Source organism: Symbiopectobacterium purcellii (assembly GCF_019797845.1).
Classification (GTDB): domain Bacteria; phylum Pseudomonadota; class Gammaproteobacteria; order Enterobacterales; family Enterobacteriaceae; genus Symbiopectobacterium; species Symbiopectobacterium purcellii.
Genome location: NZ_CP081864.1, coordinates 1,967,215 through 1,993,202 on the forward strand (window position 1 = coordinate 1,967,215; position 25,988 = coordinate 1,993,202).

Annotated in this window: 17 protein-coding genes and 2 pseudogenes; 6 read left to right on the forward strand and 13 right to left on the reverse strand. The window is 52.3% G+C overall.

The genetic code is table 11. The features are described 5' to 3' along the window. The first annotated feature begins 209 nt into the window (after nucleotides 1-209). Complete coding sequence (gene zntB, locus K6K13_RS09205; protein WP_222160517.1) at nucleotides 210-1,193, forward strand: zinc transporter ZntB; 984 nt, start codon at nucleotides 210-212, stop codon at nucleotides 1,191-1,193. A gap of 274 nt (nucleotides 1,194-1,467) precedes the next feature. Here the strand turns inward: zntB and ttcA are convergent, their stop codons facing one another. Together ttcA and K6K13_RS09215 are read right to left on the reverse strand one after the other, a co-directional pair. After that, nucleotides 1,468-2,349 carry a tRNA 2-thiocytidine(32) synthetase TtcA gene (gene ttcA, locus K6K13_RS09210; RefSeq protein ID WP_252120503.1) on the reverse strand — a complete coding sequence of 294 codons (882 nt, stop codon included), beginning with the start codon at nucleotides 2,347-2,349 and terminating at the stop codon, nucleotides 1,468-1,470. A 474-nt stretch (nucleotides 2,350-2,823) separates the two neighbouring features. Then, nucleotides 2,824-3,834 carry a hypothetical protein gene (locus K6K13_RS09215; RefSeq protein WP_222160518.1) on the reverse strand — a complete coding sequence of 337 codons (1,011 nt, stop codon included), beginning with the start codon at nucleotides 3,832-3,834 and terminating at the stop codon, nucleotides 2,824-2,826. A gap of 1,116 nt (nucleotides 3,835-4,950) precedes the next feature. Between K6K13_RS09215 and K6K13_RS09220 the strand changes: the two genes are divergently transcribed. Further along, the gene (locus K6K13_RS09220; protein ID WP_222160519.1) at nucleotides 4,951-5,238 is read left to right on the forward strand and encodes a putative hemolysin; all 288 of its coding nucleotides are present in this window, start codon (nucleotides 4,951-4,953) and stop codon (nucleotides 5,236-5,238) included. 24 nt (nucleotides 5,239-5,262) lie between these two features. Here K6K13_RS09220 and K6K13_RS09225 read toward each other — a convergent pair whose 3' ends face one another. Both K6K13_RS09225 and K6K13_RS09230 read right to left on the reverse strand, forming a co-directional pair. Next, a complete protein-coding gene (locus tag K6K13_RS09225; protein WP_222160520.1) occupies nucleotides 5,263-6,255 on the reverse strand; it encodes a 2-hydroxyacid dehydrogenase in 993 nt (330 codons plus the stop codon). Between the two features lie 119 nt (nucleotides 6,256-6,374). Further along, on the reverse strand, nucleotides 6,375-7,931 hold the full coding sequence (locus tag K6K13_RS09230; protein WP_222160521.1) for a methyl-accepting chemotaxis protein: 1,557 nt from the start codon (nucleotides 7,929-7,931) through the stop codon (nucleotides 6,375-6,377). A 307-nt stretch (nucleotides 7,932-8,238) separates the two neighbouring features. Here K6K13_RS09230 and K6K13_RS09235 point away from each other — a divergent pair, with 307 nt between their 5' ends. Further along, entirely contained in the window at nucleotides 8,239-10,824 is a 2,586-nt protein-coding gene (locus tag K6K13_RS09235) for a YdbH family protein (protein ID WP_222160522.1), read from the forward strand. Then, nucleotides 10,811-11,161: a YnbE family lipoprotein gene (locus tag K6K13_RS09240; RefSeq protein WP_222160523.1), complete on the forward strand. Its 351-nt coding sequence runs from the start codon at nucleotides 10,811-10,813 to the stop codon at nucleotides 11,159-11,161. The genes K6K13_RS09235 and K6K13_RS09240 overlap by 14 nt, the downstream gene beginning before the upstream one ends. Nucleotides 11,162-11,285: 124 nt before the next feature. Here the strand turns inward: K6K13_RS09240 and K6K13_RS09245 are convergent, their stop codons facing one another. Then, on the reverse strand, nucleotides 11,286-11,891 hold the full coding sequence (locus K6K13_RS09245) for an FMN-dependent NADH-azoreductase (RefSeq protein ID WP_222160524.1): 606 nt from the start codon (nucleotides 11,889-11,891) through the stop codon (nucleotides 11,286-11,288). 319 nt (nucleotides 11,892-12,210) lie between these two features. Between K6K13_RS09245 and hrpA the strand changes: the two are divergent. Continuing rightward, a pseudogene (gene hrpA, locus K6K13_RS09250) lies at nucleotides 12,211-16,031 on the forward strand (ATP-dependent RNA helicase HrpA). 171 nt (nucleotides 16,032-16,202) lie between these two features. Here hrpA and K6K13_RS09255 read toward each other — a convergent pair. From K6K13_RS09255 to rstA, 6 genes are all read right to left on the reverse strand, one after another. Beyond that, nucleotides 16,203-17,984, reverse strand: coding sequence for a sensor domain-containing phosphodiesterase (locus K6K13_RS09255; protein ID WP_222160525.1), 1,782 nt, complete (start codon nucleotides 17,982-17,984; stop codon nucleotides 16,203-16,205). Nucleotides 17,985-18,223: 239 nt separating this feature from the next. Continuing rightward, nucleotides 18,224-19,060 (reverse strand): trypsin-like serine peptidase, encoded by an 837-nt coding sequence (locus K6K13_RS09260; RefSeq protein ID WP_222161030.1) that lies wholly within the window; start codon nucleotides 19,058-19,060, stop codon nucleotides 18,224-18,226. Between the two features lie 110 nt (nucleotides 19,061-19,170). Beyond that, nucleotides 19,171-19,332, reverse strand: a complete 162-nt coding sequence (locus K6K13_RS09265; RefSeq protein WP_222160526.1) for a hypothetical protein — start codon at nucleotides 19,330-19,332, stop codon at nucleotides 19,171-19,173. Nucleotides 19,333-19,461: 129 nt separating this feature from the next. Continuing rightward, entirely contained in the window at nucleotides 19,462-20,010 is a 549-nt protein-coding gene (asr, locus tag K6K13_RS09270) for an acid resistance repetitive basic protein Asr (protein WP_222161031.1), read from the reverse strand. A 123-nt stretch (nucleotides 20,011-20,133) separates the two neighbouring features. Then, nucleotides 20,134-21,441: a two-component system sensor histidine kinase RstB gene (rstB, locus tag K6K13_RS09275; protein ID WP_222160527.1), complete on the reverse strand. Its 1,308-nt coding sequence runs from the start codon at nucleotides 21,439-21,441 to the stop codon at nucleotides 20,134-20,136. Then, on the reverse strand, nucleotides 21,438-22,184 hold the full coding sequence (gene rstA, locus K6K13_RS09280; protein WP_222160528.1) for a two-component system response regulator RstA: 747 nt from the start codon (nucleotides 22,182-22,184) through the stop codon (nucleotides 21,438-21,440). Before rstA ends, rstB begins: the two co-directional genes overlap by 4 nt. Before the next feature lie 317 nt (nucleotides 22,185-22,501). Between rstA and K6K13_RS09285 the strand changes: the two genes are divergently transcribed. Further along, nucleotides 22,502-22,939 (forward strand): hypothetical protein, encoded by a 438-nt coding sequence (locus K6K13_RS09285; RefSeq protein ID WP_222160529.1) that lies wholly within the window; start codon nucleotides 22,502-22,504, stop codon nucleotides 22,937-22,939. Here the strand turns inward: K6K13_RS09285 and dauA are convergent. Then, a pseudogene (gene dauA / locus K6K13_RS09290) lies at nucleotides 22,929-24,639 on the reverse strand (C4-dicarboxylic acid transporter DauA). The gene K6K13_RS09285 and the pseudogene dauA overlap by 11 nt on opposite strands. Before the next feature lie 152 nt (nucleotides 24,640-24,791). Next, nucleotides 24,792-25,892 carry a sodium-potassium/proton antiporter ChaA gene (chaA, locus tag K6K13_RS09295; protein ID WP_222160530.1) on the reverse strand — a complete coding sequence of 367 codons (1,101 nt, stop codon included), beginning with the start codon at nucleotides 25,890-25,892 and terminating at the stop codon, nucleotides 24,792-24,794. Between the last annotated feature and the right edge of the window lie 96 nt (nucleotides 25,893-25,988).

Consider the following 25,988-nt stretch of genomic DNA (forward strand, 5'->3'; position numbering starts at 1 on the left):
TACTGTAGCGGGTTTTGAAAAACCGGCAGTGATATGTGTCAAAAATGTGCTCTTTAACGATAATGTAAACGCGCAACGATCGTGAGTGATTTTGTTACTGATTGAATTTGCGAAAAATCTAATTATCGCTAGGCTTTAGCTGTTGTAAAACCGTTACGGTTTGACCGTCATTGTGATGGGGTAGCGTAAGGGCAGTGGGAGAGAAAAACATGAAGCCGTTTGAAGGAAAAGTATTGCAGGATTCAGAGGCGGTTCATGCCTGCCAGTTGGATGGGAAGGGCGGAATCAAACCGATTTCGGCTGACGGGGTGGTGGATAGCACCACGCCTTGCTGGCTGCATTTGGATTATAGCCTGCCCGGCAGTGCGCGTTGGTTAAATGAAACGCCGCTGCTGCCTGACGGCATTCGTAACTTACTGGCTGGAGAAAGTGCACGTCCACGGGTTACGCGCCTGGGTGAGGGGACGCTCATTACCCTGCGCAGCATCAATCTCAATGCCGATTCACGCCCTGATCAGTTGGTGGCCGTGCGGGTCTTTATTACGGATACGCTGATTATCTCAACGCGCCGTCGCAAAATTGCCGCCATCAATGATGTGCTGACGGATCTGCAAGAGGGTAACGGCCCAACGGATAGCGGTAGCTGGCTGGTTTCCGTGGCCGAAGCGCTGACGGACCAAACCAGTGAATTTATCGACGATTTGCATGAAAAAATCATCGATCTGGAAGACGATCTGCTGGAGCAGAAAATTCCGGCGCGCGGTACGCTGGCATTGATTCGCAAACAGTTGATTGTATTACGGCGCTACATGACACCGCAGCGCGATGTATTTTCCCGTCTTTCGGGCGAGCGCCTGGCCTGGATGGGCGATGACGATCGCCGCAGGATGCAGGAAATTGCTGAACGCCTTGGGCGCGGGTTGGACGATTTGGACGCCAGTGTAGCCCGCACCACTGTACTGGCTGATGAAATTACTTCACAGATGACAGAGGCGCTGAATCGACGTACTTACAGCATGTCCGTGTTGGCCATGATATTTTTGCCAACCACTTTCTTAAACGGGCTGTTTGGGGTCAATCTGGGCGGGATCCCTGGCGGTGGTTCATCCATGGGATTTATCACCTTCTGCGTTATGTTGATCGTCTTGGTGGGGGGCGTTGCCCTGTGGTTAAAGCGCAGTAAATGGCTATGAAATTTTCCAATGCGTTACTGCGCCTGCTATCACAATATGTTGAGTGTCTTCAAAAAAAATTGAATATATTGAGAAATATCAACATTTCATGCACGCAGGTACGGCACTATCACTCTCGCAGGTGAATGCAACGTCAAGCGATGGGCGTTGCGCTCCATATTGTCTTACTTCCTTTTTTGAATTACTGCATAGCACAATTGATTCACACCATGCCGACGTTTATGTCGGCATTTTTTTTGCCTGAAGCTCAGGCGGGCACCGTAGTGCCCTGGTCTTATTTGATTTCGATAACGTTAAGGCGTTCAGGTTCGGCAACGGCATCGTCTTCGGGTTGCCAACCGACCGGCTGGAGCGGAAGCGTTTCACGATCAAACGCTAAATCCCCACCGTCAATCACTTCACTGCCGTGCTGGATCCCCTTGAAATCGAAAAGGTGATGGTCGGCCAAGTGGGAAGGCACAACGTTTTGCATGGCCGTGAACATCGTCTCAATACGGCCGGGATGACGTTTATCCCAATCGCGCAGCATGTCTTTAATCACCTGACGTTGCAGATTAGGCTGCGATCCGCACAGGTTGCAGGGGATAATCGGAAACGCGCGCGCTTCGGCAAAACGTTCGATATCTTTTTCGCGACAGTAGGCCAGTGGGCGGATCACCACGTGTTTGCCGTCGTCACTCATCAGCTTCGGTGGCATTCCTTTTAACTTGCCGCCGTAAAACATGTTGAGAAACAGCGTTTGCAACATATCGTCGCGGTGGTGACCCAGCGCAATTTTGGTGGCTCCCAGCTCGGTAGCCGTGCGGTAGAGAATACCGCGACGCAGTCGCGAACAGAGGGAGCAGGTGGTTTTCCCCTCAGGGATTTTTTCTTTCACAATGCCGTAGGTGTTCTCTTCGACAATCTTGTATTCAACGCCCAGACTGTCCAGATACTGTGGCAAAACATGCTCAGGGAAACCCGGCTGTTTCTGATCGAGATTGACGGCCACCAGTGAAAAATTCACAGGGGCGCTCTGTTGCAGATTACGCAGTATTTCCAGCAGCGTGTAACTGTCTTTACCGCCGGAGAGACACACCATAATGCGGTCACCCTCTTCAATCATATTGAAGTCAGCGATCGCTTCGCCAACGTTACGACGTAAACGCTTTTGCAGTTTGTTGAGGTTGTATTGCTGTTTTTGATTAGTTTGTTGATTTTATTGCATTTAATTTCTTTTCCATGCCCTTGAGGGGCACCACAGGGGCAAATTGATTCACTGGGAAAGCCGTTTACTCGGCATTCCGACCCGATCTGCATTCAGGTCTTCTATCCATTTGCGGTAGAGTTGATACACCTATTGTGCATTTTCACGCCCCATCTGAGTAGTGTAAACGAGGGGGACTCTTGCACAACGTAGCCTGCATGCATAAGTATGGCGCGTATGGTACGGATTACGGCGACGAATACCAGATCGTTTTACTGCTGAGGTCAATCATTGTGCAATCGATGAGAAGGCGTCACCGGGGTTTTACATGCAGTGATCCAAATGCTCCCCGTAAGCGCAGGTCGAATCGCCGAAAACACCCGATAAGCTCCCCTTACATCCCGACCCACCTTGAGCGCAGATGTAAGGGCATTTGCTAAAATATTACTCTGTCTCGTAGTCGTTCAATTTTACCAAACAACTGGATTTGGTTTCATAGTTATAAAATTTCTGTATGTAAGTGTCAGGGTTCTCCTCCAAGGGATAGGGGATACATAAACTATTTTTTTGGGTGCAGCTATCTAGTTGCGTATTTTTCACCCGTTGCTTAATCTTAAGTTTCCCAGTCTCTATGTTTCTTTTGGGTTGAACGACGCGTGCAACCGGCTTATTAATGTCTTCAGGTCTTTCACAGGGGGTTTCTATTGAGTAAAGGAAGCAATATCTCTGATAATTATCTGCGTTAATATGTCTAACATGGCAATCTTTATAATGCGTTGTTGAATTATCACACACTTTGGTTTGTTTAAAGAAATCGCCCTTGGGGTACTCTCTCTTTGATTGTATAGGTTTTATCGTGCTCATGGTTGCTGTTAACGGTTCTGCTTTCTTAAAGGGGTGAACGGTGTCGGGCGTAAATGGCAAAATTTCGGTTGTTGACGGTGTTTCAGGTGGTAGAGGCATTGAAAATGGGCTTACTGGTGAATAGTTATTGGGTGGACAACTATTACCAGGTATCAGGCCGTTTTGTTGCCGTGCCCACAAAAAAGCGCCGCAACTTAAACTGGCGCCTGTTAGCAACCCTAATCCAAATGCTGTTTTCCACCCATATGTGGGTGCACTGGGAAGCGAAAAATTACTGTATTGCTGGTTTTGTTGAATTAAGCTGTCCCTTTTTTGTATCAATGATTTTCCCTCCTCTATGAATGCCAACTCCTTAGGTGCTGGTTTCTGTGTTGATGCTGATGATGTCGGAGAAAAAAATTCGCATACAGAACGAAGCAATGACCGCTGCGTATCGGATGAACGCGAACAAGGTGTATTTATACTATGTTCGTCTGGAGTGTTAGAGACGTTGGATATTTGATTGAGTGTTTCATTTGGTCTGGTTTCTGGATTGTAATTTTGTATTGCTGTATTTCCGTGAAGGGGGCATGTGATAGCACTAGTCTGCATTGAAACTCCATTTTAAATATCGATTTTCAAGTTTAATACTAAGGGGTATATCGTCATGGTGAAATTTATGGTTTTAACGTGATAAGGCTATAATGGTGAATTAAGCCGAACATGTACAATTGTTAACTTAGTGTAAATAGCCCCAAGTTTGTTGCGAAAAACGACACTGTGTTTTATTTGGAGGATTTATGATATTTTTTATAGATTGCTATTTGCTAATGAGATTTTGGGTAATTTCATGATACTAATGACTTTATTTATTGGGTGTGAGTAAAAAAATTCTAAAGCGAGCAATCAAAGATTTTTATCGTCAATCATATGCATTTAAATGGTCAAAGTGAGGGATTGTAATTTATCTGATGTTCTATTTTTGAAATATTTTACCTCAATCATTGTCATGTAAATATGCATTCATTTAGCCATGTGCTTCAATCATCCTGGCGTTTTTTATGTGGCCATTATTAATGGCTAAGGAGGATGGTGCATTGAGTCATTTATCCAATCGATAATTAAAGTACATTAATTTAACGTCGAACACCCCAGTTTTTTGTCAGTGACAGATAAGAATATTATCGTTCCTCCTATCACCCGCAAAAATAAACAGAAAGTTGGGTATTGTCGTGATTTATAACGTTAGGGCAATTAGGGGCGGACAGAGGCGGTTCGCTGATGGGGGAATGCAGAGGATGGGCAACGTGTAGCGTAAATGCGAAGACGCTGTCGATCGTAAGGCGGCGGTAAGGCACAAAAAAAGCTGCCCGAGCAGCTTTTTTTCGTATAAGCGGTTACTTAGAAAAAGCCGCCTTTTGGGGCATTTTCGAATAATTTGATATAGGAATCGAGGATGTCTTTAAAGAAAGCGCGAATTTTCATTGTTGACTCCGTATAGCGTTAATAAGTTGGCGGTATCTGTTCTTGCCTTGTTGTTGTCTATAATATGACTTCCGTCACACAATGCAAGTTTTTTGTGATGCATGTCGCAAATTTATCACGTCGTCATTCCGCCCGTGGAGCAGAAAAATGATAGTGCCGATGGTGTGACGTACCGTGGCATGCTGGCGGTATCAACGCGAAAACCATAATGTAATCAGAATAAAAAAGTAATGGAGCCAATGAATGAAAGGGTATCAATGGCTATTGGTCGGTATCGGTGCAGTACTGGTAACCGCATGCAGCAGTGACAATCATCAGGTCGCGCAGAGCGAGGCCAATACAATAAGTCGGAATGAGACCGCATTATTGCTGAAAAGCAGCTCTCCGGCAGAAGTAAATTGCACGCTGGCGGGCGGCACGATGGCGCAGTCTCGGCAATTGAACGGCAGTAATATCGGCACCTGCCAGTTAGCCAACGGTAAGCGTTGCGATGAATCATCGTTACTGAACGGTATGTGTCCGGCGGGCTGAGTTACTACCGCCCGCCGGTCAGGGTTACGCGTCCAACTGATTAGGACAGGGTTCACCGTGGGCAAGTTGCTTGATGTTGCTCAGGGTCGTGTGGGAAATGCTCAACAATGCCTCTTCGGTCAAAAAGGCCTGATGGCCGGTAAACAACACATTGTGGCAAGAAGATAAACGACGGAACACGTCGTCCTGAATCACGTCGTTGGATTTATCAACAAAGAACAGGTCGCGTTCGTTTTCATACACATCCATACCGAGCGCGCCGATCTTTTGCTGTTTCAAAGCGTCAATGGCTGCCTGTGAATCAATCAACCCACCACGGCTGGTATTGACGATCATCACACCATCTTTCATTTGCGAAAAGGCATCGGCATTCAACAGATGGTGATTCTCTGGGGTCAGTGGGCAGTGCAGCGAAATGACGTCAGACTGCCCATACAGCGTGTGCAAATCAACGTATTGCGCGCCCAATTCCAACGCCTGAGGATTCGGGTAGGGATCGAAGGCCAGCAGTTTCATGCCGAATCCTTTCAGGATACGCATGGTCGCAATGCCGATTTTCCCGGTGCCGATGATCCCGGCGGTGCGCTGATGCATATTGAATCCAATCAGGCCTTCAAGAGAGAAATTGGCATCGCGGGTACGCTGGTATGCACGATGAATGCGACGGTTAAGACTAAGCATCAGTCCAACGGCGTGCTCGGCAACGGCTTCTGGTGAATAGGCAGGCACACGCACCACATTGATACCTAGCGCTTTTGCCGCATCCAGATCCACATTATTAAACCCAGCGCAGCGCAGGGCGAGCGTTTTTACCCCTAACTGTGCCAGTTCGGTAAGCACCTCGCGGCCGCCGTCATCGTTGACAAAAATGCACACTGCCTGACTGCCCACCGCCGTTTTGGCCGTTTGCGCGCTTAACATAAAATCAAAAAATTCAAGCTCATAACCAAACTGCAGGTTCGCTTTTTCCAAAAATTTACGGTCGTACTGCTTAGTGCTGTAAATAGCGATTTTCATCACGCGTCTCTCCGCAAGAATACTTCCGCTACGTTAGCAAGAAAACCAGGGCGAGACAAACCACCGACAGTTATCTCGCGGTGGTTTGCTGAAAAAGAAAGCACATAAAAATCAGGTTATTATCTGCGCACAACGCTGAACACAGAAACAGCGTCTGCCATGGTAGAGATCTGCTTTTCCAGACAATCAATAGCGGAGCTGGAATGGGTGGCCAGCAGCGTGTTTTGGCGTGTTAGCTCGTCAATGTTATTAACTGCATCCGTAATCTGATTGAGTCCAATGGACTGTTCCTGCGTCGCCAGACTGATCTGACTCACCAACTGTGTCACTTGCTGCACTTGAGTAAGAATATTCCCCATCGAATCACTGGTATGGTGCACCAGTTTGTCGCTACGGCTGATGTTATCAATGGTGGTGTCAATAATGCTCGCAATGTCTTTGGCGGCGATCGCACTGCGCTGTGCCAGTGTGCGCACTTCGCCAGCGACCACGGCGAAACTTCTGCCCTGATCGCCGGCATGTGCGGCTTCGACAGCTGCGTTCAATGCCAGAATATTGGTCTGGAAGGCAAGGTCATCGAGTACGCTAATAATATCGGTAATGCGCGCGCTGGACTGGGTGATCGCCGCCATGGTCGCAGACACCTGACCCACTGCGACCTCGCCGTTGTTAACCGCTCGATTGACATCCTGTGTGAAATGAGACGCTTGCAAGGTTGCATCCGCATTGCTTTTAATGGTGGCGGTGAGTTGTTCTACGGATGCCGCCGTTTGTTGCAAATTATCTTCGGTGTCTTCACAGCACTGCGACAGCGTATGATTACCCTGTGCAATATCACGGCAGGCAGCATTTAGCGCTTGCAGGTTGCTGTTGACGTCGTCAACGAAGGTTCGAAAGTTGAGGCCGGACTGGTTTACCGCACGCATCAGCATGCCTATCTCATCAACGCGGTCCAGTTGTTCCATGGAGTCTGCCTGGCCGGCGGCGGCGCGCATCGCCTGCTGCAAAATATGCGCGAGGGGCGCGGCGACCTGACGAACCAGTAATTCGCATCCCGCGACGGAACTGGTGGCAAGCAGCCCCAGCCATAAGGACGCTGAGGGAGTTGCGTGCAGGGCTGCACCGGCCAGCGATAGGGGCAACAGGCTGCACAGCAGAAAGCAGATACGGATACGCCAGCGTAAGGGTAAGGTTTTTGTCAGGTTTAACCACCCCCACAGGCCGCGATAGACTAGCAGACCTTGAAAAAAGGTTTGGCGTGTCAGTTTACCGCGGTTGACCCGGTCATAGAGGGCTTCAGCCTGGGCAATTTCCTCTTGGGTGGCAGCAATCCGTACAGACATATAGCCTGTAAGCCGATCGCCCTTTTTTAACGGTGTGGTACTCGACTTTACCCAGTAGAATTCGCCATTTTTTCGGCGGTTTTTGACGCTACCCGTCCAGATTTTGCCTTTCTTTAGGGTGTTCCACATATCCGCGAACGCGGATGGCGGCATATCTGGGTGTCGGATAATATTATGAGGCTCCCCCATCAGTTCCTCGGCGTGGTAGCCGCTTACCTGGATAAAATCTTTATTGGCGTAGGTAATAAAGCTACCGGGGGTGGTCACAGACATAAGCCGTGTCTCAGCGTCCAATGGATAGCGCTGCGAGAGGATAGGAAGATTTTTGCGCATGACGTAGTCCTTTAAATACAAATTCCGGGTACAGCGTGGTTAAAACAAGAAACGCATAACGTAACCTGCATGCCGTAACCCGTGGCCGTGGCACTTCTAGGGTTATCAAGGTGCCTTAAGCCTGCGATGATTTTGGTGCTAAAGCATTGCAGCTTTTATGCGTAAGTAAACATTTTATCACTAATCTGTAAGTAATATGTGCGCTGAATGGTGCAAAGCATGACTGAATAGGTTAATGAATGTTAATAATAAAGAAGTGTGCACAGTTCTGCACAGGCGAAACAAACTGCTGCCGATCGGATGAGCAATGAGAAAGTGTCTGTTTGCCGCAGGGAGCGTGATGCTGCTTGCGTTGGTAATTTGGTATACCTCACCTCAGTGGCTGACCGCTGCGGCGAGAAGCGTATTGCCTGAAGGTGCCTCCTTTACGTTGAAATCGCGCCCTGTCTGGCACCAGGGCGTGAATACGGCGGGCGTGCGCATTACGATGGGGGACTGCGTGCTACTGGATGTTGATAACATCCAACTTACGCGCGCGCAGCAGCGCTGGCGCATGGACATTGACCGCTTCACACTAGACACCGCCTGCTTGCCCGCGTCCTCCACTGACGCCGCAGACGCCGAGCCAGCGTTACTGGCACAGTGGCAGGCGCGGCTGTTCGCTGCCGACATCAATATCGGCCGTCTGGCGGTTTTGCCGTGGGACAGCTATGCCGGGCAGGTACATCTGGTGATTGACCGCCAGCAGCAATCCCTGCGCTACCAAAGTGAGCTGTTATCGCTGACTGCAAAAGTGGAAGATGCACATTTTACGCTGGAGAGTGCGGCGTTCTCTGCACCCGATGTCGCTTCTCGTCTGGTGCTGCGCGGTGAGGTCGATCTGGCGGAGAGCGTGTCGCATCCGCCGTTGCGTGGCGCGTTGCAAGGGCGGATGGAAAGCAGCAGTATCCCCGATCCGCTGACGTTGGCGCTTAACTGGCAGGGAACGCACGGCGTTCTGCGTTTGGAGGCGCAACATGACAGCGCGCCGCTGGTGTCGCTGCCGTGGAAAATGAGCCCAGATCGTATCGATATTGAAAACGGCGTCTGGCGTTGGCCTTACGCCGCGCAACCCTTGTCCGGTAATGTCTCAATGATGCTGCATGACTGGCGCGATGGCTGGCAGCAAACGCGCATTGATGCGCGTCTGAATATGCTCACTCAAGGGCATAATGGCCGGGCAAACGCAGTGTTGGTGCTGGGACCCGGCCGACTGGGACTGATTGATAGCGCTTTACGCTTCCAACTTACCGGGCAGGCTAATCTGGCCGATATCTCGTTGAGTGCCACCATCCCCGGCGAGATCCGCGGTTCTGTTATCAATCCTACCCTGGCGCTGCTACCGGGATCGCTACTGCGTGCCTGGGGTCGGCCCTCGGCGCAGACGGTGCTCGAGGAAGCGCGCTGGCCGCTGGCTGGCCTGCGACTGAATGCCAACGGCGTAAATGGCCGGTTACAGGCAATCGTGCGCGCGCAGGATCGCTACTGGGGGCGCATCGCACTGCACCTCGATGGACAGGCGCAAGATTTCTGGCCGGATAATGGCCGCTGGCAGTGGCGATATTGGGGAGAAGGGCGGTTGCCGCCGCTCGGGAGCCAGTGGGATGTTGCCGGGCAAGGACGCTGGGAAGATTCACTTATCACGGTTGAGCAACTCACCAGCGGGTTGGATCAGTTGCGCTATGGCCGTGTGCTGGCGCACCAACCGCGCTTAACCCTGACTGCGCCCTTGCAGTGGCAGCGTAAAGTCGGGGAGACGCATTTTGCTGGTGCATTGCGCCTGACCTCGCAGCGGGTTGATCTGGGTGAAGGCGGATACCTTCCTCCTTCACAGCTGCTGTTTAGCGTTGAGGGCCGCAGCCCATCGAACTTTCAATGGCAGGGCGATCTTAAGGCCGAAGCGATCGGTCCGGTAGCGCTGCGTGGCCGCTGGGACGGTGAGCGTCTGCGCGGTATGGGGTGGTGGGCGGCGCAGCCGTTAACGGTGTTTCAGCCACTGTTATCACCGAAACTGAACGTCAACGTCCGTTCGGGGGAATTTTATGCGCAGGTGGCCTTTTCAGCCGCTCGCCAGCAGGGCTTCAGTGCCGGTGGGCACTGGGTGGTGAAAAATGGCAGCGCCTGGCTACCGGATGGGGAAGTGCGCGGCGTCAATTTTGTTTTACCGTATCGTTTTGCGCAGCACCGGTGGGAATTCGGTGTCAGGCACCCCGTCACACTGCATATCGACAAACTGGTCAGCGTCTTCACTATGCAGGATATCCATCTGGCATTGCAGGGGGCTTATCCTTTCGGTGAGGATCACCCTCTGATTTTATCCCAGGCAGAGATGGGGGTGCTCGGGGGGAGGGGCAGTCTCTCTGCGCTGCGCTGGCCGCTGCGCGATCCGGTATTGTTTACCGTCGAAGGGGTCGACCTGAGTGAGCTGGTGACTGCGCTCAAGATAAAGCAGTTTGCCCTTTCAGGAAAAATGAGCGGCGTGCTGCCGTTGGATTTCACCAACCCGAACAAGATGATCACGCGTGGGCAGTTGCGTAACGACAAGTCACTCACGCTGCGTCTTGATCAACAATTGGCTGATGAACTGGCGCAACGTAACATGGCGCAAGGTGCCGTAGTGAACTGGCTGCGTTATCTGGAAATCAGCCGAGCTTATGCCTCTGTGGACATGACGCCACAAGGTGAAATGGCGCTGCTGGCGCATATCGAAGGCAAGAACTCGACGCGCAGCATGCAAAAACCGGTCATACTTAACTACCGCCACTGGCAGGATCTGAGCCAGCTTTGGCAAAGCTTGCGCTTTGGCGGCACCGTGCAGGACACACTAGAGCAACGAGCCAATGAACAAGAATAACGTCAGAAAGTTAGGCTGTGAGCACCCGCGGCGTCGTTCCGCCAGCGCCCTTTACGTAGCGGCAAGCCTACTGACAGTGCTGCTGGCAGGCTGTGTGCCGCGCATAGAGGTGGCCGCGCCTACCACGCCGATCACTATCAACATGAACGTCAGGGTGGAGCACGATATCACCATTCGTGCCGATAAGGACGCGGCGCGGCTGCTGGAATCCGGTAATAACACGGCGGCTGACGCGGTGAGTGAGAGCGAAAGTCGGGTGGAAACCACAACCCGAGAGCAGACGCGTGCGCAGACGGTTGTCACTACGCCTGCGGCAACAGCGGTGCAGGGGCACTGAAAGCAAAAAAAAGCGCGTCGAAAGACGCGCAGTGGCTAACCAAACACACAATATTGAGACAGGGTAGTAATGATGAATCTGGGTCCTGATGGCGTATACGCCACCAGGGAGCGGTTCGCAGGGGTTACGCAACCGCCAGTGAAGAGAGCTGTGCTTTTGCCGTTTCGGTCGCTTTCTGAGCAACGTCCGGGCCGTAACCGTAGCCTTCTGCGAACACAAATTCCACGTTGGTAATACCAATAAAGCCCAAGAACAGACGCAGGTACGGTTCCAACAGGTCAGACGGGGTGCCTTTATGAATGCCGCCACGGCTGGTCAGTACGATAGCGCGTTTGCCTTTCACCAGACCTTCCGGACCCTGTTCGGTGTAGCGGAACGTCACGCCGGCACGGGCTACCAGGTCAAAATAGTTCTTCAATTGGGTTGGGATGTTGAAGTTGTACATCGGTGCAGCCAGTACCACCACGTCATGCGCCTGCAATTCTGCAATCAGGGTATCAGACAATGCCAGTGCTTCTTGTTGACGCGGTGTCAGCGGCGCATCGGAAGGACGCAGTGCACCCACCAGTTCACCATCCAGCACCGGAATCGGGTTGGCGGCAAGGTCACGCACGGTCAGAGTATCGTTTGGGTGCGCGGTTTGCCATTCAGCGACGAAGTGATCCGCCAGTTGGTTTGATTGGGAATACCCTGCCAGAATGCTGGATTTCAGAACCAGTACTTTACTCATTGTGTCATTCCTTTTCTCGTTTGGATGGGGTACGTCTTATCATTGCCCCGGATGACTAGCATCTTATGCAGTGTACCAACAGGTTGAAAGTGCAATATTTCGAGGGCATTGTTCGATTTTATTGAACAAGAGAAAAAAGGCGTGGTGATAACAGCCGCGCTGGCATGTGATAACATGCCCGCCGAAAGATAAAACGCAGGCGCAGAGGCAGCCTGCGTAGCGCTTGCGCGATATACGTTTGAGGAACAGGATTGTGACATCACCCCTAACAGCATTGTCATCTCAGTTGGATGAGCTCATGTTGCGCGACAGGTTGCGCCTGCAACGCCGTTTACAGGGGGCGGCGAAAGTGCGTAACCCACAGGCGCAAGCCGCTATTGCGCAGGAACTCGGTGTAGAGATCGCGGCAGCGCAAACGCGCGTTGCGCTGCGTCGGGCCAGTTGTCCGGCCATCAATTATCCGCCCGCGCTGCCGGTAAGTCAGAAGCGTGACGAGATTTTGTGCGCGGTGCGCGATCACCAGGTGGTGATCGTTGCCGGTGAAACCGGCTCGGGCAAAACCACCCAGTTGCCGAAGATCTGTCTGGAACTGGGGCGCGGTGTCAGAGGCATGATTGGTCATACCCAACCGCGTCGTCTGGCTGCGCGTGCCGTGGCCGATCGCATCGCGGCCGAATTGGACACGCCGTTAGGCGGCTGTGTCGGCTATAAAGTGCGCTTTAACGATCAGGTGGGGGAAACTTCACTGGTCAAGCTGATGACCGACGGCATCTTGCTAGCGGAGATTCAGCAAGATCGGTTATTGATGCAGTATGACACCATCATTATCGATGAGGCACATGAACGCAGCCTGAATATCGATTTCATACTGGGCTACCTGCGCCAATTGTTGCCAAAACGCCCCGATCTCAAGTTGATTATCACTTCGGCAACCATCGATCCTGAGCGCTTTTCGCGTCATTTTGGCAATGCACCGATTGTGGAAGTGTCAGGACGTACCTATCCGGTGGAAGTGCGTTATCGCCCGGTGGTTGAAGAGGCGGATGACAGCGATCGCGATCAGCTACAGGCGATTTTCGATGCTGTCGATGAGCTGAGCCGCGAAGGGCCGGGGGATATTCTGGTGTTTATGAGCGGCGAGCGAGAGATTCGTGATACCGCAGATGCGCTCAACAAGCTGGACTTGCCGCACACTGAGGTGGTGCCGCTTTATGCGCGCTTATCCAATCAGGAACAAAACCGTGTTTTCCAATCTCACGCTGGGCGGCGCATTGTGCTGGCCACCAACGTGGCAGAAACTTCACTCACGGTGCCGGGTATTCGTTATGTGATTGATCCCGGCACGGCGCGTATCAGTCGCTACAGCTACCGTACCAAGGTGCAGCGCTTGCCGATCGAGGCTATTTCTCAGGCGTCAGCCAATCAGCGTAAAGGTCGTTGTGGTCGCGTGGCCGCCGGGGTTTGTATTCGGCTCTATTCGGAACCCGATTTTTTGTCGCGTCCTGAATTTACCGACCCGGAAATTTTGCGCACCAATCTGGCCTCGGTCATTTTGCAAATGACATCACTCGGGCTGGGCTATATTGCTGCGTTTCCATTTGTCGAAGCGCCGGACAACCGTAACATTCAGGACGGTGTGCGTCTGCTGGAAGAGCTGGGGGCGATCGCTACCGCTGAGAACGGTCACTATCGGTTGACGCCATCGGGGCAGCAGTTGGCGCAATTGCCCATCGATCCGCGTCTGGCGCGTATGGTGCTGGAAGCCAGTAAAACCCGCTGCGTGCGTGAAGTGATGGTGATAACCGCGGCACTGTCAATTCAGGACCCGCGTGAACGTCCACTGGACAAAAAGCAGGCGTCCGATGAAAAACACCGGCGCTTTGTCGATAAATCCTCCGATTTCCTCACGCTGGTCAACCTGTGGAACTATCTGCGTGAGCAGCAACAGGCGCTCTCTTCCAGCCAGTTTCGCAAACAGTGCCGCAGTGACTTCTTGAGCTACCTGCGCGTGCGTGAGTGGCAAGATATTTACACCCAACTGCGCCAGGTGGTGAAAACCCTGGGTATACCGGTTAACAGCGAACCGGCAGACTATCTCAGCGTACACTGTGCGCTGTTGACCGGCATGCTTTCCCATATCGGTCAGAAAGATGTCGAAAAGCAGGAGTTTACTGGCGCGCGTAATGCACGCTTTGCGCTGTTCCCCGGATCTGCGTTGTTTAAGAAGCCGCCTAAATGGGTAATGGTAGCGGAATTGGTGGAAACCAGTCGCTTGTGGGGACGCATGGCGGCCCGCCTGGAACCGGAGTGGATTGAGCCGGTAGCACAACACCTGATTAAGCGCAGTTACAGCGAACCGCACTGGGAAAAAGCGCAGGGCGTGGTGATGGCGCAGGAGAAAGTCACGCTGTTCGGCTTACCGATTGTGGCGGCGCGTAAGGTCAACTACAGCCAGATTGATCCGGTGCTGGCGCGTGAACTGTTTATCCGCCATGCGTTGGTGGACGGGGATTGGCAAACGCGTCACGCTTTCTTTCGCTCCAACCTCAAACTGCTGGCGGAAGTGGAAGATCTTGAGCACAAATCGCGACGTCGCGATATTCTGGTCGATGACGACACGCTGTTTGCGTTTTACGATCAGCGCATCCCGCATGAGATTATCTCTGCCCGCCATTTTGATAACTGGTGGAAAGCCGCCAGCCGCGAAGATGCTGATCTGCTCAACTTCGAAAAGAGCATGTTGATCAAAGATGGCGCGGAGAAGGTCAGTGCGTTGGATTACCCCAATTTCTGGCATCAGGGGCGCTCAAACTGCGTTTATCCTACCAGTTTGAGCCCGGTGCCGATGCGGATGGGGTCACGGTACATATTCCGCTGCCTATTCTCAATCAGGTGCATGAAGACGGGTTTGAATGGCAAATTCCCGGCCTGCGTGAAGACCTGATCATTGCCTTGATCAAATCGTTGCCTAAACCGTTGCGACGCAATTTTGTGCCAGCACCGAACTACGCACAAGCCTTTCTCGGACGTGCCACGCCGTTAGCACGGGGGCTGCTGGAATCGCTGGAACGTGAACTGCGTTTGATGACCGGTGTGACTGTGCCGCGTGAAGAGTGGCAATGGGAACAGGGGCCCGATCATCTGAAAATGACGTTTCGCGTGATCGATGAGAAAAATCACACATTGCGTGAAGGCAGAGATGTGGCGGCATTGAAAACCCAGCTTAAAGAGAAAGTGCAGCAGACCTTATCTGCCGTTGCCGATGATGGGCTGGAGCAGCAGGGACTGCATATTTGGAGCTTTGGCACCCTGCCGGAACGCTATGAACAGAAGCGCGGCGTTTATTCGGTGAAGGCTTACCCGGCATTGGTGGATGAGAAAGAGAGCGTCGCAATCCGGGTATTTGATACGCCGGAACAGCAGCAGCACGCGATGCGCCACGGTCTGCGTCGCTTGTTATTGCTCAATATCCCATCCCCTATCAAATACCTGCATGAAAAGCTGCCGAATAAAGCCAAACTGGGGCTTTATTTCAACCCCTATGGCAAAGTGCTGGATCTGATCGATGATTGTATTGCCTGTGGCGTTGATAAATTGGTGGCACAAGCGGGGGGCATGGTGTGGGAGGAGGCCGCGTTCCAGCAGTTGCATGAAAAGGTGCGCGCGGATCTCAATGACACCGTTGTCGATATCGCCAGGCAGGTGGAGCAGATCCTAACCATGGTTTTCGCCATCAATAAACGTCTCAAAGGCCGGGTCGATATGGCGATGGCGTTGGCGTTAAGCGATATCAAAGCACAATTGAGTGGCTTGGTGTATCGCGATTTTGTCACGGATGTCGGCTGGCAGCGCTTACCCGATGTGTTGCGCTATTTGCAGGCGATTGAGCGTCGGTTGGAAAAATTGGCCCAGGATGTTCACCGCGACAGGGCGCAAATGCTGAAGGTGGAGCAGGTGCAGCAAGCCTGGCAGCAGTGGTGGCACAAAGTGCCTGAAGCGCAGCGCGATGATGACACTGTGAAAAATATCCGCTGGATGATTGAAGAGCTACGCGTCAGCTATTTTGCCCAGCAGTTGGGCACACCGTATCCCATTTCGGATAAACGGGTGCTGCAAGCCATGGAACAGATTGTGTTGTAAAAGGCAGCGAAACGTGCAGTACAAAGGCAGGTGGGCGGAACAGGAAACAGTACGCCCGCTTTTTTTGTCCGCTGTTTGAGGACAAAGGGGATTATGTGAGTGATACGCAGTGGCAAGCACGGCGGGTGTTGGGGGATAGATACGCGTCGTAGGTGCTAAAACGACGGCGGATTACGATTTTATGCTGGTATCATGTAACGCTAACCACTGTGCAAAATTGTCGGCCACCAACGGGCGAGAGAAGTAATAGCCCTGGCCTTGATCGCAATTGTACTGCCCTAAGTAGTTGAGTGTTTCCTCATCTTCAATCCCCTCTGCCAGCACCAGATAATTCAGCTTATGCAGCATCTCAATGGTGTGTTGCACGATAATGCGGCTGCTCTTATCGGTCTTCATATCTTTGATCAGGGACTTATCGAGCTTGATCACGTGGGCTGGGGTATTTTTCAGATAGTTAAGGTTGCTGTAACCGGTTCCAAAGTCATCCAGGGAGATCATAAAGCCCTGGTCTTTCAGTTTTTTAATGGTGGAGAGCGCGGCGGAGTTTTCGACTATTTTTTGCGTTTCAAGGCATTCAAATTCAATATCGTGGATGCTGAGTTCATTGGTTCGTAGGATGCGTTGTAAGCGTTCAATCAAATCTTCTTCGGCGAAATTAGTGACAGTGACGTTAACCGAGACGGAAATATTGATGCCAGATTGTCGCCATTTTCTGACTTGCCGCGCCGCCTGCTGAATAACCCACTCCGTTAACGGACGCATCAGGGTGGTATCTTCGGCCAGTGGAATAAATTGGTCCGGGTAGATTTCACCGAATTCGGGGTGTCGCCAGCGAATTAACGCTTCAGCACCAATCACGCGGCGCGTTTTGATATGCAATTTAGGTTGGTACACCAGATACAGCCCCGGATGGTCGTGCTGCAAGGTATCCGATAAATCATTAAGCAGCGTAAAAGCGCGTTTTTGGTACTCGTCACTCTCCTTGTGATAGGCCATCAACCGCGTATTTTTCTTGAGCGCATCGTGCAGCGCACTCAACGCCTCACGCAGAATGCGTTGTGGGTCATCAATTGGGATCTGAAATTCGGTATAGCCGATAAAAATTTCCAGTTTCAACGGGATATGGCTGGTGATGCTCTGCTGAATTCGGTCAGCACACGACATCAACGTACTCAGTACCTGCTCTTGTTGTTCTTTTTTGACCAGCAGTGCAAAACGCCCCGCAGAAATGCTGTAGATGCTGGCTTGTCGGCTGATGTTCAGCCGCAGGAACAGGCCGATATCTTTGAGTACGCTTTCTACGGTTGGCATCCCGAGAGAGCGCGCCATTTCATAGATATAGGTGAGATCGATGCTGTCGAGCAGGATGAGCACGAAATCTTCGAAAATGTCCGTGGACTGGCTGATATCTTCAATAAGTCGCTGGCGATTGGGCAACAGGGTCACGGCATCGATCAGACCAATGGCGTTGCGGTATTCGATCAGCGCCATGGTAATGGACGCCAGCGTTTTTAAATCACGGCGCTGCATTTTTGAAAACGAACGCGCAACATAATCCACAACGCTCAGGGTGCCGATGGCATAACCGGCTTTAGTAATCAGCGGGATACCGGCATAAAACCGAATATGAGGTTCACCGCTGACATAGGGGCTGTTCTTAAAACGCTCATCCTGTGACGCATCATTGCAGACCAGCAATTCGTTGGTTTGCATGGTGTACTGATCGAGTGCGCCGACTTTGCGCATTTCGTTGAGCACAAAGTTATGTTTGGCTTTGATATGCAATGAATGGGTATCACTGACGGTGATCAGCGCGCTAGGCATATTCAATATCTTGCTGGTCAACGAAGTGATTTGGCTAAGCACATTATCTTGAGAGGTATCCAGGTGAAACAATAGCCTATCGAGCGCATGCATCCGCTGCTCCTCATCATGATTCAACTGTCTTAGCATTGATGACTCCATTTATGCGCTATAAGAACACCTCATCTTAGCCTATTCAATAGGGGACAAACCTGTCATTAGGCACCGCTATTCATGATATTTCACAGGATAAAAAACCGGAGAAGTACCGCGTTTGCATTATCTGATGAAAACGAGAAGGGCGTAGTTAAGCGATTTTACATGAAACCGATCGCCTGGCTAGCGCTTGTATGCGCGGCGTTTCGCTTTACGCCGCGTTTGGCGATAAATTATTCTGAATCAGCAGCGTTTTTCATCGCATGGCGTGCCAGCGCCTTCAATTGTCGCTGAATGGCGGTGATCGCAACGGCATGGTTGTCAGCGCGCTCGCGTTCGCTGGCATCTGGCGCGGAGCTTTGGATACCAATCAACTGCCAGCCTTGCAGTGTTTTCAGCATCAGAGGAGAACCGCTGTCACCCGGTAAGGTGTCGCACTGGTGAGATAAAATCGCGGAGGCCGCCCAACCGGTAATCACACAATCCTGATGGCGATAGAGCGCTTCCTGGTGGTCTTCGGGATAGCCTGCTTGCGTAACCTTTGCTTGCTGTTGCGCTAGTGCGGCATTCAGTTCTGACTGTGTGCCATTCCAAGTGGTTAACGGTGTGATACCCGAAGGGGGATCGCGCAACCAAATCAAGGCATAATCCAGCGGTGCGGCGGCAGGAGAAACAATCCACCCTTCGCCGTCGGGCTGCAATTTTTTGCGTAGCGCGCTATTGGTCACGGCCTCGATGGCGTGCGTTTCATACTTCCATTCGCCATTGACCGCAATAAAACGCAACGCAACCGGTTTATCGGGTTTTCCTGATGGCGGCGTTAAGACGCAGTGGCCTGCGGTTAATGCTAGATGGGGAGCGATCAGCGTGGCGGTACACAGATTGCCGCTGGCGGTTTCCAGTTGACCGATGGCCTGCCAGGGCCAGGCAGTAGGGGACGGCACCGGATCGCGATCGTCATGATTAAAAAACAGCGTTTTTTGACGTTCAGCTTCAGAGGAGGATTGTTCAGCCCAGCTATGGGCGGCGGGTAACGCTATCAAACAGAACAACCAGGCCAGTTTACGCATCAATAGAATTACCTTGCGGAAAAGCGATATTTTTTTCGTTGCCCACTAACTATAGTCAGGTTTGCCAAGATGGTGGGTTCAGGTGCTACTTGGAATCGCTTTTGTGTTCATCATATAAAGAACAGCAGCGTGATGAATCCGCACACCAGCACCAACGAAAACGCAATTTCGAATGAGTAGCGATGGAACATCATCAGGCACCCCATAAATAAACCGTATGCGTCCGGGCATACGGCGGCTTCCGGAAGAGGAGCGGCTGGAATGCCTGTCATAAAAAAACACCCGATTCACCGGGTGTCAGACTCACTATCTCTGTGTGAAACCCGCTGGTGTTGGCGGCGTTTTGTGGCCAACAAGTCCCTGCCGGAGCAGGGATCTTGAAACAACAAACCGTGATGCGATTACGCGGCGGTTGGAGCCGGTTTTTTAGCGGCCTTTTTGACGTGTTTTTTGGCAGCCTGGGCTTTCTGAGCGGCAGGTTTAGCGGCTTTCTTCACGTGTTTTTTGGCAGCTTGTGCTTTCTGAGCGGCAGGTTTAGCGGCTTTCTTCATGTGTTTTCTCGCAGCCTGGGCTTTCTGAGCGGCAGGTTTAGTGGCTTTCTTCACGTGTTTTTTCGCAGCCTGGGCTTTCTGAGCGGCAGGTTTAGTGGCTTTCTTCACGTGTTTTTTGGCAGCCTGCGCTTTCTGTGCAGCAGGTTTAGCCGCTTTCTTCACGTGTTTCTTAGCGGCTTGGGCTTTTTGTGCAGCAGCCGGTTTGGCTTTTTTCACGTGTTTTTTAGCCGCTTGAGCCTTTTGTTCAGCCGGTTTAGCGGCTTTTTTCACTGTCTTTTTCGCGTGTTCCTGAGCATGTGCAGCAGGTGTGGTTGCTGGCGCTGCCGTGGTGTTCGCTGCAAACGCGACAGAGGAGAGACCCAGAGCGGCACCTGCGATCAACACTAATACTTTTTTCATCATCAATTCCTCATTATTCCGTTCACATGTGGGCCTTGAAGCGGCCCGGTGAAAGAAGCATAAGAAAAAGCCCGCTGAGGGTCTGTGAGTCATTGGTATCGGTGTGTAACGCAATGTACACCCTCAAGACGGGAGTGCAGGGCGAACGGGGATATCGGTTTTAATCGGCCAGCAGAAGCGGAAACGGGCGCCGCCCCATTCATTGCTCTCCGCCACAATGGTGCCGTCATACGCCTGCACGATGGCATAAACAATCGCGAGGCCCAGTCCACAACCTCCGCTGCTGTTTTCTAACCCGGCCTCCAGCCGGATAAACGGCTCAAACACCGTTTCCCGGTCTTCCAACGCAATGCCGGGACCATCGTCATCCACCTGAAGACAGGCCATTGGCCCATCGCGAGATACGCTGACGCTGATGCGCGAGTGGCAGAAGCGCAGTGCGTTATTGACCAGATTATCCAGCACCCGCTCCATCAGGCGCATATCGAGATAGCCAATGTCCGTACCCGGCGGCATCGACAGTTCGAATGCTTTATCCGCGTGCAGCATACGCCACTCATCGATTTTATTTTGTAGCCAGGCAGTGACATCAATCTGTGTCAGGTGGAGTGAGACCTGCGGACGATCGAGGCGTGCGTAGGTCAGTAACTCGTCAATCAGCGCTTCCAATTGCCCAATATCGCGGTTGAGCGCGGTTTGTTCCTCCTCACTCAGATTGTCGCTCATGGCGAGGCGATAGCGCAGGCGTACCAGCGGGGTGCGTAATTCATGGGCAATGTTGTCAATCAGCCGCTTTTTACTGACAATCAGTTGATTCAGATTATCGGCCATTTGGTTAAATGCGATACCCAGTCGCACCATACTGGAGGTGTTGTCATAGTGGAGTCGCTCTTCAAGATGACCTTCCCCCAATCGCTGCGCGGCATTTTCCAGTTTCAACATGGCCTGCCAATGCGGTCGCATCCACAAAAACACGGGAAGTGCCAGAGAAAGACCAATCAGCATCACAAACAGCAAATCCCACAGCCGCATCTCATGCAGGAAAAACAGATAAGGGATTGGCCCAACCGACAGCACATAGTGAGAGCGCGGGATACGCTGGATAAAGGTGTATTGATCTTCAATCGCGATAATTTCGCCCTGATTCAACCGCTGCTGTGCTTTCGGCGATAAACGGTATTTACTCAGTGGCTCAATGTTCAACGTGAATGACAGGTTCAAATCCATCTCGTTGATGGTTTTATGCCATTCGCGCGGCGGGATGGTACGCAACTCATTGCGGATCAGATAGAGCGAGCTTTTCATCAGGTCGTCCATCGACTGGCGGCCAGCGCGCTCTGCGGTCATTTTGTAGACCAGGCCTACCAGCAGCGTCATCACCACGAAGCTGGCAAACAGCAACAGAAAAAACTGCACAAACAGTTTTCTCATGGTATAGCGCTCTCCCAGGCATTCGGCGCGAAAAGGTAACCTTTGTTGCGCACGGTCTTGATACGGAAGGGCTCCAGGGCGTTGTCGTGCAATTTTTTGCGCAGACGGGAAATAGCCACATCGATACTGCGATCCATACCGTCATAACTGACGCCGCGCAGATTTTTGAGCAACAAATCCCGGTCCATGGTGTGTCCGGCATGGGTTGCCAACTGCCACAGTAAATCGAAATCGGCAGTGGATAGCACGATATTCTCTTCCGCCAGCGTCACTTCACGGTTAACCGGATCGATACACAGCAACCCGAAATGCAGCGTTTTGTGCACCTGAACTTGCGCCTGTACTGCGGGCGTTTCCGGCGCAACCTGTGTGGCAGGCTGCGTCGAGTATTGCCGCAGATGGAGCCGCAGGCGGGCCAGTAGCACGGCGGGCGGCGTCGTTTTCAAAATATAATCATCTGCGCCCATTTCCAGCGCCAATATGTGGTTCATGTCGCTGTCAAGTGAGGTCAGCAGTACGATCGGGCCGCTGTACAGGGGGCGTAACTCGCGGCAGATGGTCATGCCATCTTTGCCTGGCAGCATTACATCTAACAGCACCAGATCGGGATTTTGCTGCGCGATGAAGTCGAGCGCTTTATCGCCGCGCGGCTCCAGATGAACATCTATGTCATGTTTTCCCAGATAAGCCGCAATCAGTTTGCCCACTTCAGGGTCATCTTCCACAAAGGCAATCTTATGCATAGTCACCGTAGCTTTTGTTGCTCTATCGTCAGCCTGCCGTGTGACAGACCGTTTTCGTCTTGCGTTAGCATAGAGCCCACACATGGGCAGCGCCAGCAATGAAGCGTAAAAGGGTATAACGCGCAGATACCGGATTTCATTGCAATATCGTGAACTTGATAACGTGCTCGCGCTGTCAAATCACTCACGCTCATGACAATATAGGGGGGTAACCCGTGAGCCTGGTAAAACAGGGCAGATGTATTATCGACGCTTGATGAAAGGTGATTGACGTACAAGTGACGCGATGAACCCACTGGCGAACAGGAGAGAAGGACATGGGAGATAACCCAGAGTCTGTGTGTTCCAATGAGGCGTTAAGTATTGATTACGCTGAGTATTTGGCAGCGCTGTGTAACAAACGCTGGCGTTTTATTGATGCCATGTATGGCGTGTTGCCGATTATCGGCATGGTGACAAAATCTGCGTCGGCCCGTCAGGTAGCCCCGCAAGAGCAAATGAAAACGCTGGCAATGCAGGTGCTTTCCACTCAGGTCAACGATGAAACCAACCTGACGCGATTGATCGCCTTGGCGCAGCAGCAGAAGCTGACAGCACTGAATATTGTGCTGCCGTATCCGCTGACGTCACAACAGTTAGTGACGATCCGGGAAGCCTGTGCGGCATCAACAACAGTGTCGCAGCGCAATGAGTGTCCAGATCACACCGGTCTAGGCCGCTTGCGCGGCCTAATGGGTGGTGAGATTAATCGATAGACTGCGTTGCTTCCAACGCTTGGGCCAGCGTGGGATAAAATGTGCGTCGTCCTGCAATGGGATGCACATTGGCGCGCGCCAAGGTTTTTAGCGGTTGGAACGGAATATCGGTTATCAATAGCTGTTTGTCAGCGGGTAAGGCATCGCTGAAACGCAAGAACGCATTGAGTCCTCCGGCATCCAGAATCGGCACCGCGTCCCATTGCAGAATGGATGGTCTGATAATGCTCGCTGCGTTGCAGAATATCGTTGAAAATGCGTTCCGCCGCGGCGAAAAACAGTGGGCCGTTGACCCGCAGTACCAGTCGCGTCGGCGATGAGGTCTCTGGACGTTCGCTCAGCCGGGTCATTTGGGCAATGCGGCGCATAAACAGCAGCGACGCCAACACAATCCCCACCGTAATCGCAATCACCATATCAAACAGCACGGTCAACGACATGCAAAGCAGCATGACAATGATGTCATCTTTGGGGCCATGACGCAGCAAATCCACCACTTTATGGGCTTCACTCATATTCCAGGCGACGAGCAGCAGCAGCGCGGCCATGGCGGCCAATGGCAGATAAGAGAGCCAGGGAGCCAGCACCAAAAGCGCCAACAGCACCAACAGCACCAACAGCGCGTGCACCACCGCCGACACCGGGGACGTTGCCCCGGCACGCACGTTGGCGGCGGAGCGTGCGATAGCCGCGGTGGCGGTGATGCCGCCAAAGAACGGCGCGACCAGATTACCGAAGCCTTGTCCCATCAATTCGGCATTGGAGTTGTGTTTTTTACCGGTCATTCCGTCCAGTACCACCGCGCACAGCAGTGATTCGATAGCGCCGAGCATCGCCATGGAAAATGCCGCAGGGAGCAGGGCGGAAATGCTCTGCCAGTTGAGCGTCATGGCCGGTTCACCGGCGGCGGACACGTTCCATGGCAGCACCCACTGCGGCAGAATGGGCGGAATGCCCTGACCCTGCGAGCCATCAGCCAGCATATAGCTAAAGCGGGAACCGATGGTGGCGACATCGTGGCCCATCAGCGACATGATACCCATGACAGCAACGCCTGCCAGCAGCGCCGGCAAATGGCCTGGCAAGCGGATGCCCAGTTTGGGCCACAACACCAGCACTGCCAACGTTGTCAGGCCGATCAGCGTGTCAGCCAGCGTCAGGGTGGGAAACGCCTGTGCCAGCGCTATCACCTTTTCGATATAGTGCTCGGGTACGGTGGTCAGGTGCAGACCAAACAGGTCCTTAATCTGCATGGTAGCAATGGTGATACCGATACCGGAGGTAAAGCCTAACGTCACTGACAGCGGAATATATTCAATCAGGCGCCCAAAGCGGCAGACGCCCATCAACACCAAAAATACCCCGGAAAGCAGTGTGGCCACCAACAAGCCAGAGAGGCCAAACTGCTGCGAAACTGGATACAGAATTACCACGAAGGCTGCCGTTGGACCGGAAACGCTATAGCGTGACCCTCCGGTTACCGCAATGACAATCCCGGCAATCGCCGAGGTGTAAAGCCCGTATTGCGGAGGAACACCACTGGCAATCGCCAGCGCCATTGCCAGTGGAATGGCAATAATCCCCACGGTGATGCCCGCGATAATGTCGTGAACCAAACGTTGTGCGGTATATTTTTCGCGCCAACAGGCGGCGATCAGCGCACTAAAAGGCGTAACCCCGCTTACTCCATGCGTTTTCATCTTATGTCAGACCAAAAAAGGACAAAAAAATGGCGGGCAGTTGACCCGTCGTCGATAAGTGAAGTGTAGGATACGCCTGTTAAGCGGGGAGTGTTAAGACTTACATCAAAATGCAGGATGCCCTGACGCAAAATCAGGGCTTTCCCGTAGGATTACAGCATGATTGTCATCAAATATGCAGCAAACAGGGCTAAATGTGCGCTGCCGTTCAACACGTTGGTCCTGCCGGTTGAGAACGAAATATGACACAGCATCAACACCGAGACCATGACGACGATGCTTGGCATCTCCAGACCGAAATTCAGCGTATTACCCGTTAGGCTGGCAATCACGGTGACCGCTGGCACGGTCAGTGAAATGGTGGCGAGCACCGATCCGAAAAACAGGTTCATTGCACGCTGCACCTGATTGCGCAGCACTGCTTTAATCGCGACCAGCCCCTCTGGAGAGAGGATAAGCAGCGCCACCAGAAAGCCGGTGAATTGCTCCGGGGCGTTCATGCGCGTCAGCAGTGCGTTAAGCGGCGCGGAGTCCATTTTGGTGATACTGATCACCGCTACCAGATGAATCAGCAGCCAGGCGGTGTGCCACAGCGAACTGTGCGCAGAGGGTTTGCAATGGTGCGGGTCGCCGTCATCACTTTCATCTTCATGTTCGTAGATAAACAGGCTTTGGTGCGTGCGTGTTTGGATCAGGAGAAACACGCCGTACATGGCGGCGGAAATGAGGGCGATAATCAGCGCTTGCCCGGTGGTGAAATTACCACCCGGCAGTGAAGTGGGGAAAACCAGCACGATAATGGCCAGTGGAAAAATGGCCATCAGGTACTGCTTGATACCGATCAAGTTGACGTGCTGTGTGGCAAATTTCCGACCGCCTAACAGTAAGGCAAACCCGACCAGGCCGCCGCTGACGATCATAATGATGGAATAAAGCGTATCACGCATCAGGTCCGGACCCGCATCCCCCGTGGCCATCAGCGCAGAGATTAAGCTGACTTCAAGGATGACGACGGAGAGACTGAGGATCAGTGAACCATAAGGTTCGCCTAACCGGTAGGCCAACACGTCAGCATGGCGCACGACGCTAAAGGCGCTGGCGAGAATACCTACCAATGCAATAAAGTTGATACCAAGGATTGCTATCAGGTTCTGTGCATCGTTCCATTGCAACAAAACAAACAGCGCAATAATGGGGAATATCAGGGAATATTCGTGGTGACGCGTTTTGATCACCTCAGTGTGCGACTTCATTGCAGGCGGTTCCTTATCAAAAGTATTGAATCTCACAGGTCGTGCCGCACGCCTTATTGTTCTTTTCACTTATGCCTGACGGGTAGCGACGGCAAT

What these genes read in the sequence shown, in the direction of transcription:
- zntB (WP_222160517.1), top strand. Translation starts at nt 210, where the DNA reads ATGAAGCCGTTTGAAGGAAAAGTATTGCAGGATTCAGAGGCGGTTCAT.
- K6K13_RS09215 (WP_222160518.1), bottom strand. Translation starts at nt 3,834, where the DNA reads ATGCAGACTAGTGCTATCACATGCCCCCTTCACGGAAATACAGCAATA.
- K6K13_RS09220 (WP_222160519.1), top strand. Translation starts at nt 4,951, where the DNA reads ATGAAAGGGTATCAATGGCTATTGGTCGGTATCGGTGCAGTACTGGTA.
- K6K13_RS09225 (WP_222160520.1), bottom strand. Translation starts at nt 6,255, where the DNA reads ATGAAAATCGCTATTTACAGCACTAAGCAGTACGACCGTAAATTTTTG.
- K6K13_RS09230 (WP_222160521.1), bottom strand. Translation starts at nt 7,931, where the DNA reads ATGCGCAAAAATCTTCCTATCCTCTCGCAGCGCTATCCATTGGACGCT.
- K6K13_RS09235 (WP_222160522.1), top strand. Translation starts at nt 8,239, where the DNA reads ATGAGAAAGTGTCTGTTTGCCGCAGGGAGCGTGATGCTGCTTGCGTTG.
- K6K13_RS09240 (WP_222160523.1), top strand. Translation starts at nt 10,811, where the DNA reads ATGAACAAGAATAACGTCAGAAAGTTAGGCTGTGAGCACCCGCGGCGT.
- K6K13_RS09245 (WP_222160524.1), bottom strand. Translation starts at nt 11,891, where the DNA reads ATGAGTAAAGTACTGGTTCTGAAATCCAGCATTCTGGCAGGGTATTCC.
- K6K13_RS09255 (WP_222160525.1), bottom strand. Translation starts at nt 17,984, where the DNA reads ATGCTAAGACAGTTGAATCATGATGAGGAGCAGCGGATGCATGCGCTC.
- K6K13_RS09260 (WP_222161030.1), bottom strand. Translation starts at nt 19,060, where the DNA reads ATGCGTAAACTGGCCTGGTTGTTCTGTTTGATAGCGTTACCCGCCGCC.
- K6K13_RS09265 (WP_222160526.1), bottom strand. Translation starts at nt 19,332, where the DNA reads ATGACAGGCATTCCAGCCGCTCCTCTTCCGGAAGCCGCCGTATGCCCG.
- asr (WP_222161031.1), bottom strand. Translation starts at nt 20,010, where the DNA reads ATGAAAAAAGTATTAGTGTTGATCGCAGGTGCCGCTCTGGGTCTCTCC.
- rstB (WP_222160527.1), bottom strand. Translation starts at nt 21,441, where the DNA reads ATGAGAAAACTGTTTGTGCAGTTTTTTCTGTTGCTGTTTGCCAGCTTC.
- rstA (WP_222160528.1), bottom strand. Translation starts at nt 22,184, where the DNA reads ATGCATAAGATTGCCTTTGTGGAAGATGACCCTGAAGTGGGCAAACTG.
- K6K13_RS09285 (WP_222160529.1), top strand. Translation starts at nt 22,502, where the DNA reads ATGGGAGATAACCCAGAGTCTGTGTGTTCCAATGAGGCGTTAAGTATT.
- chaA (WP_222160530.1), bottom strand. Translation starts at nt 25,892, where the DNA reads ATGAAGTCGCACACTGAGGTGATCAAAACGCGTCACCACGAATATTCC.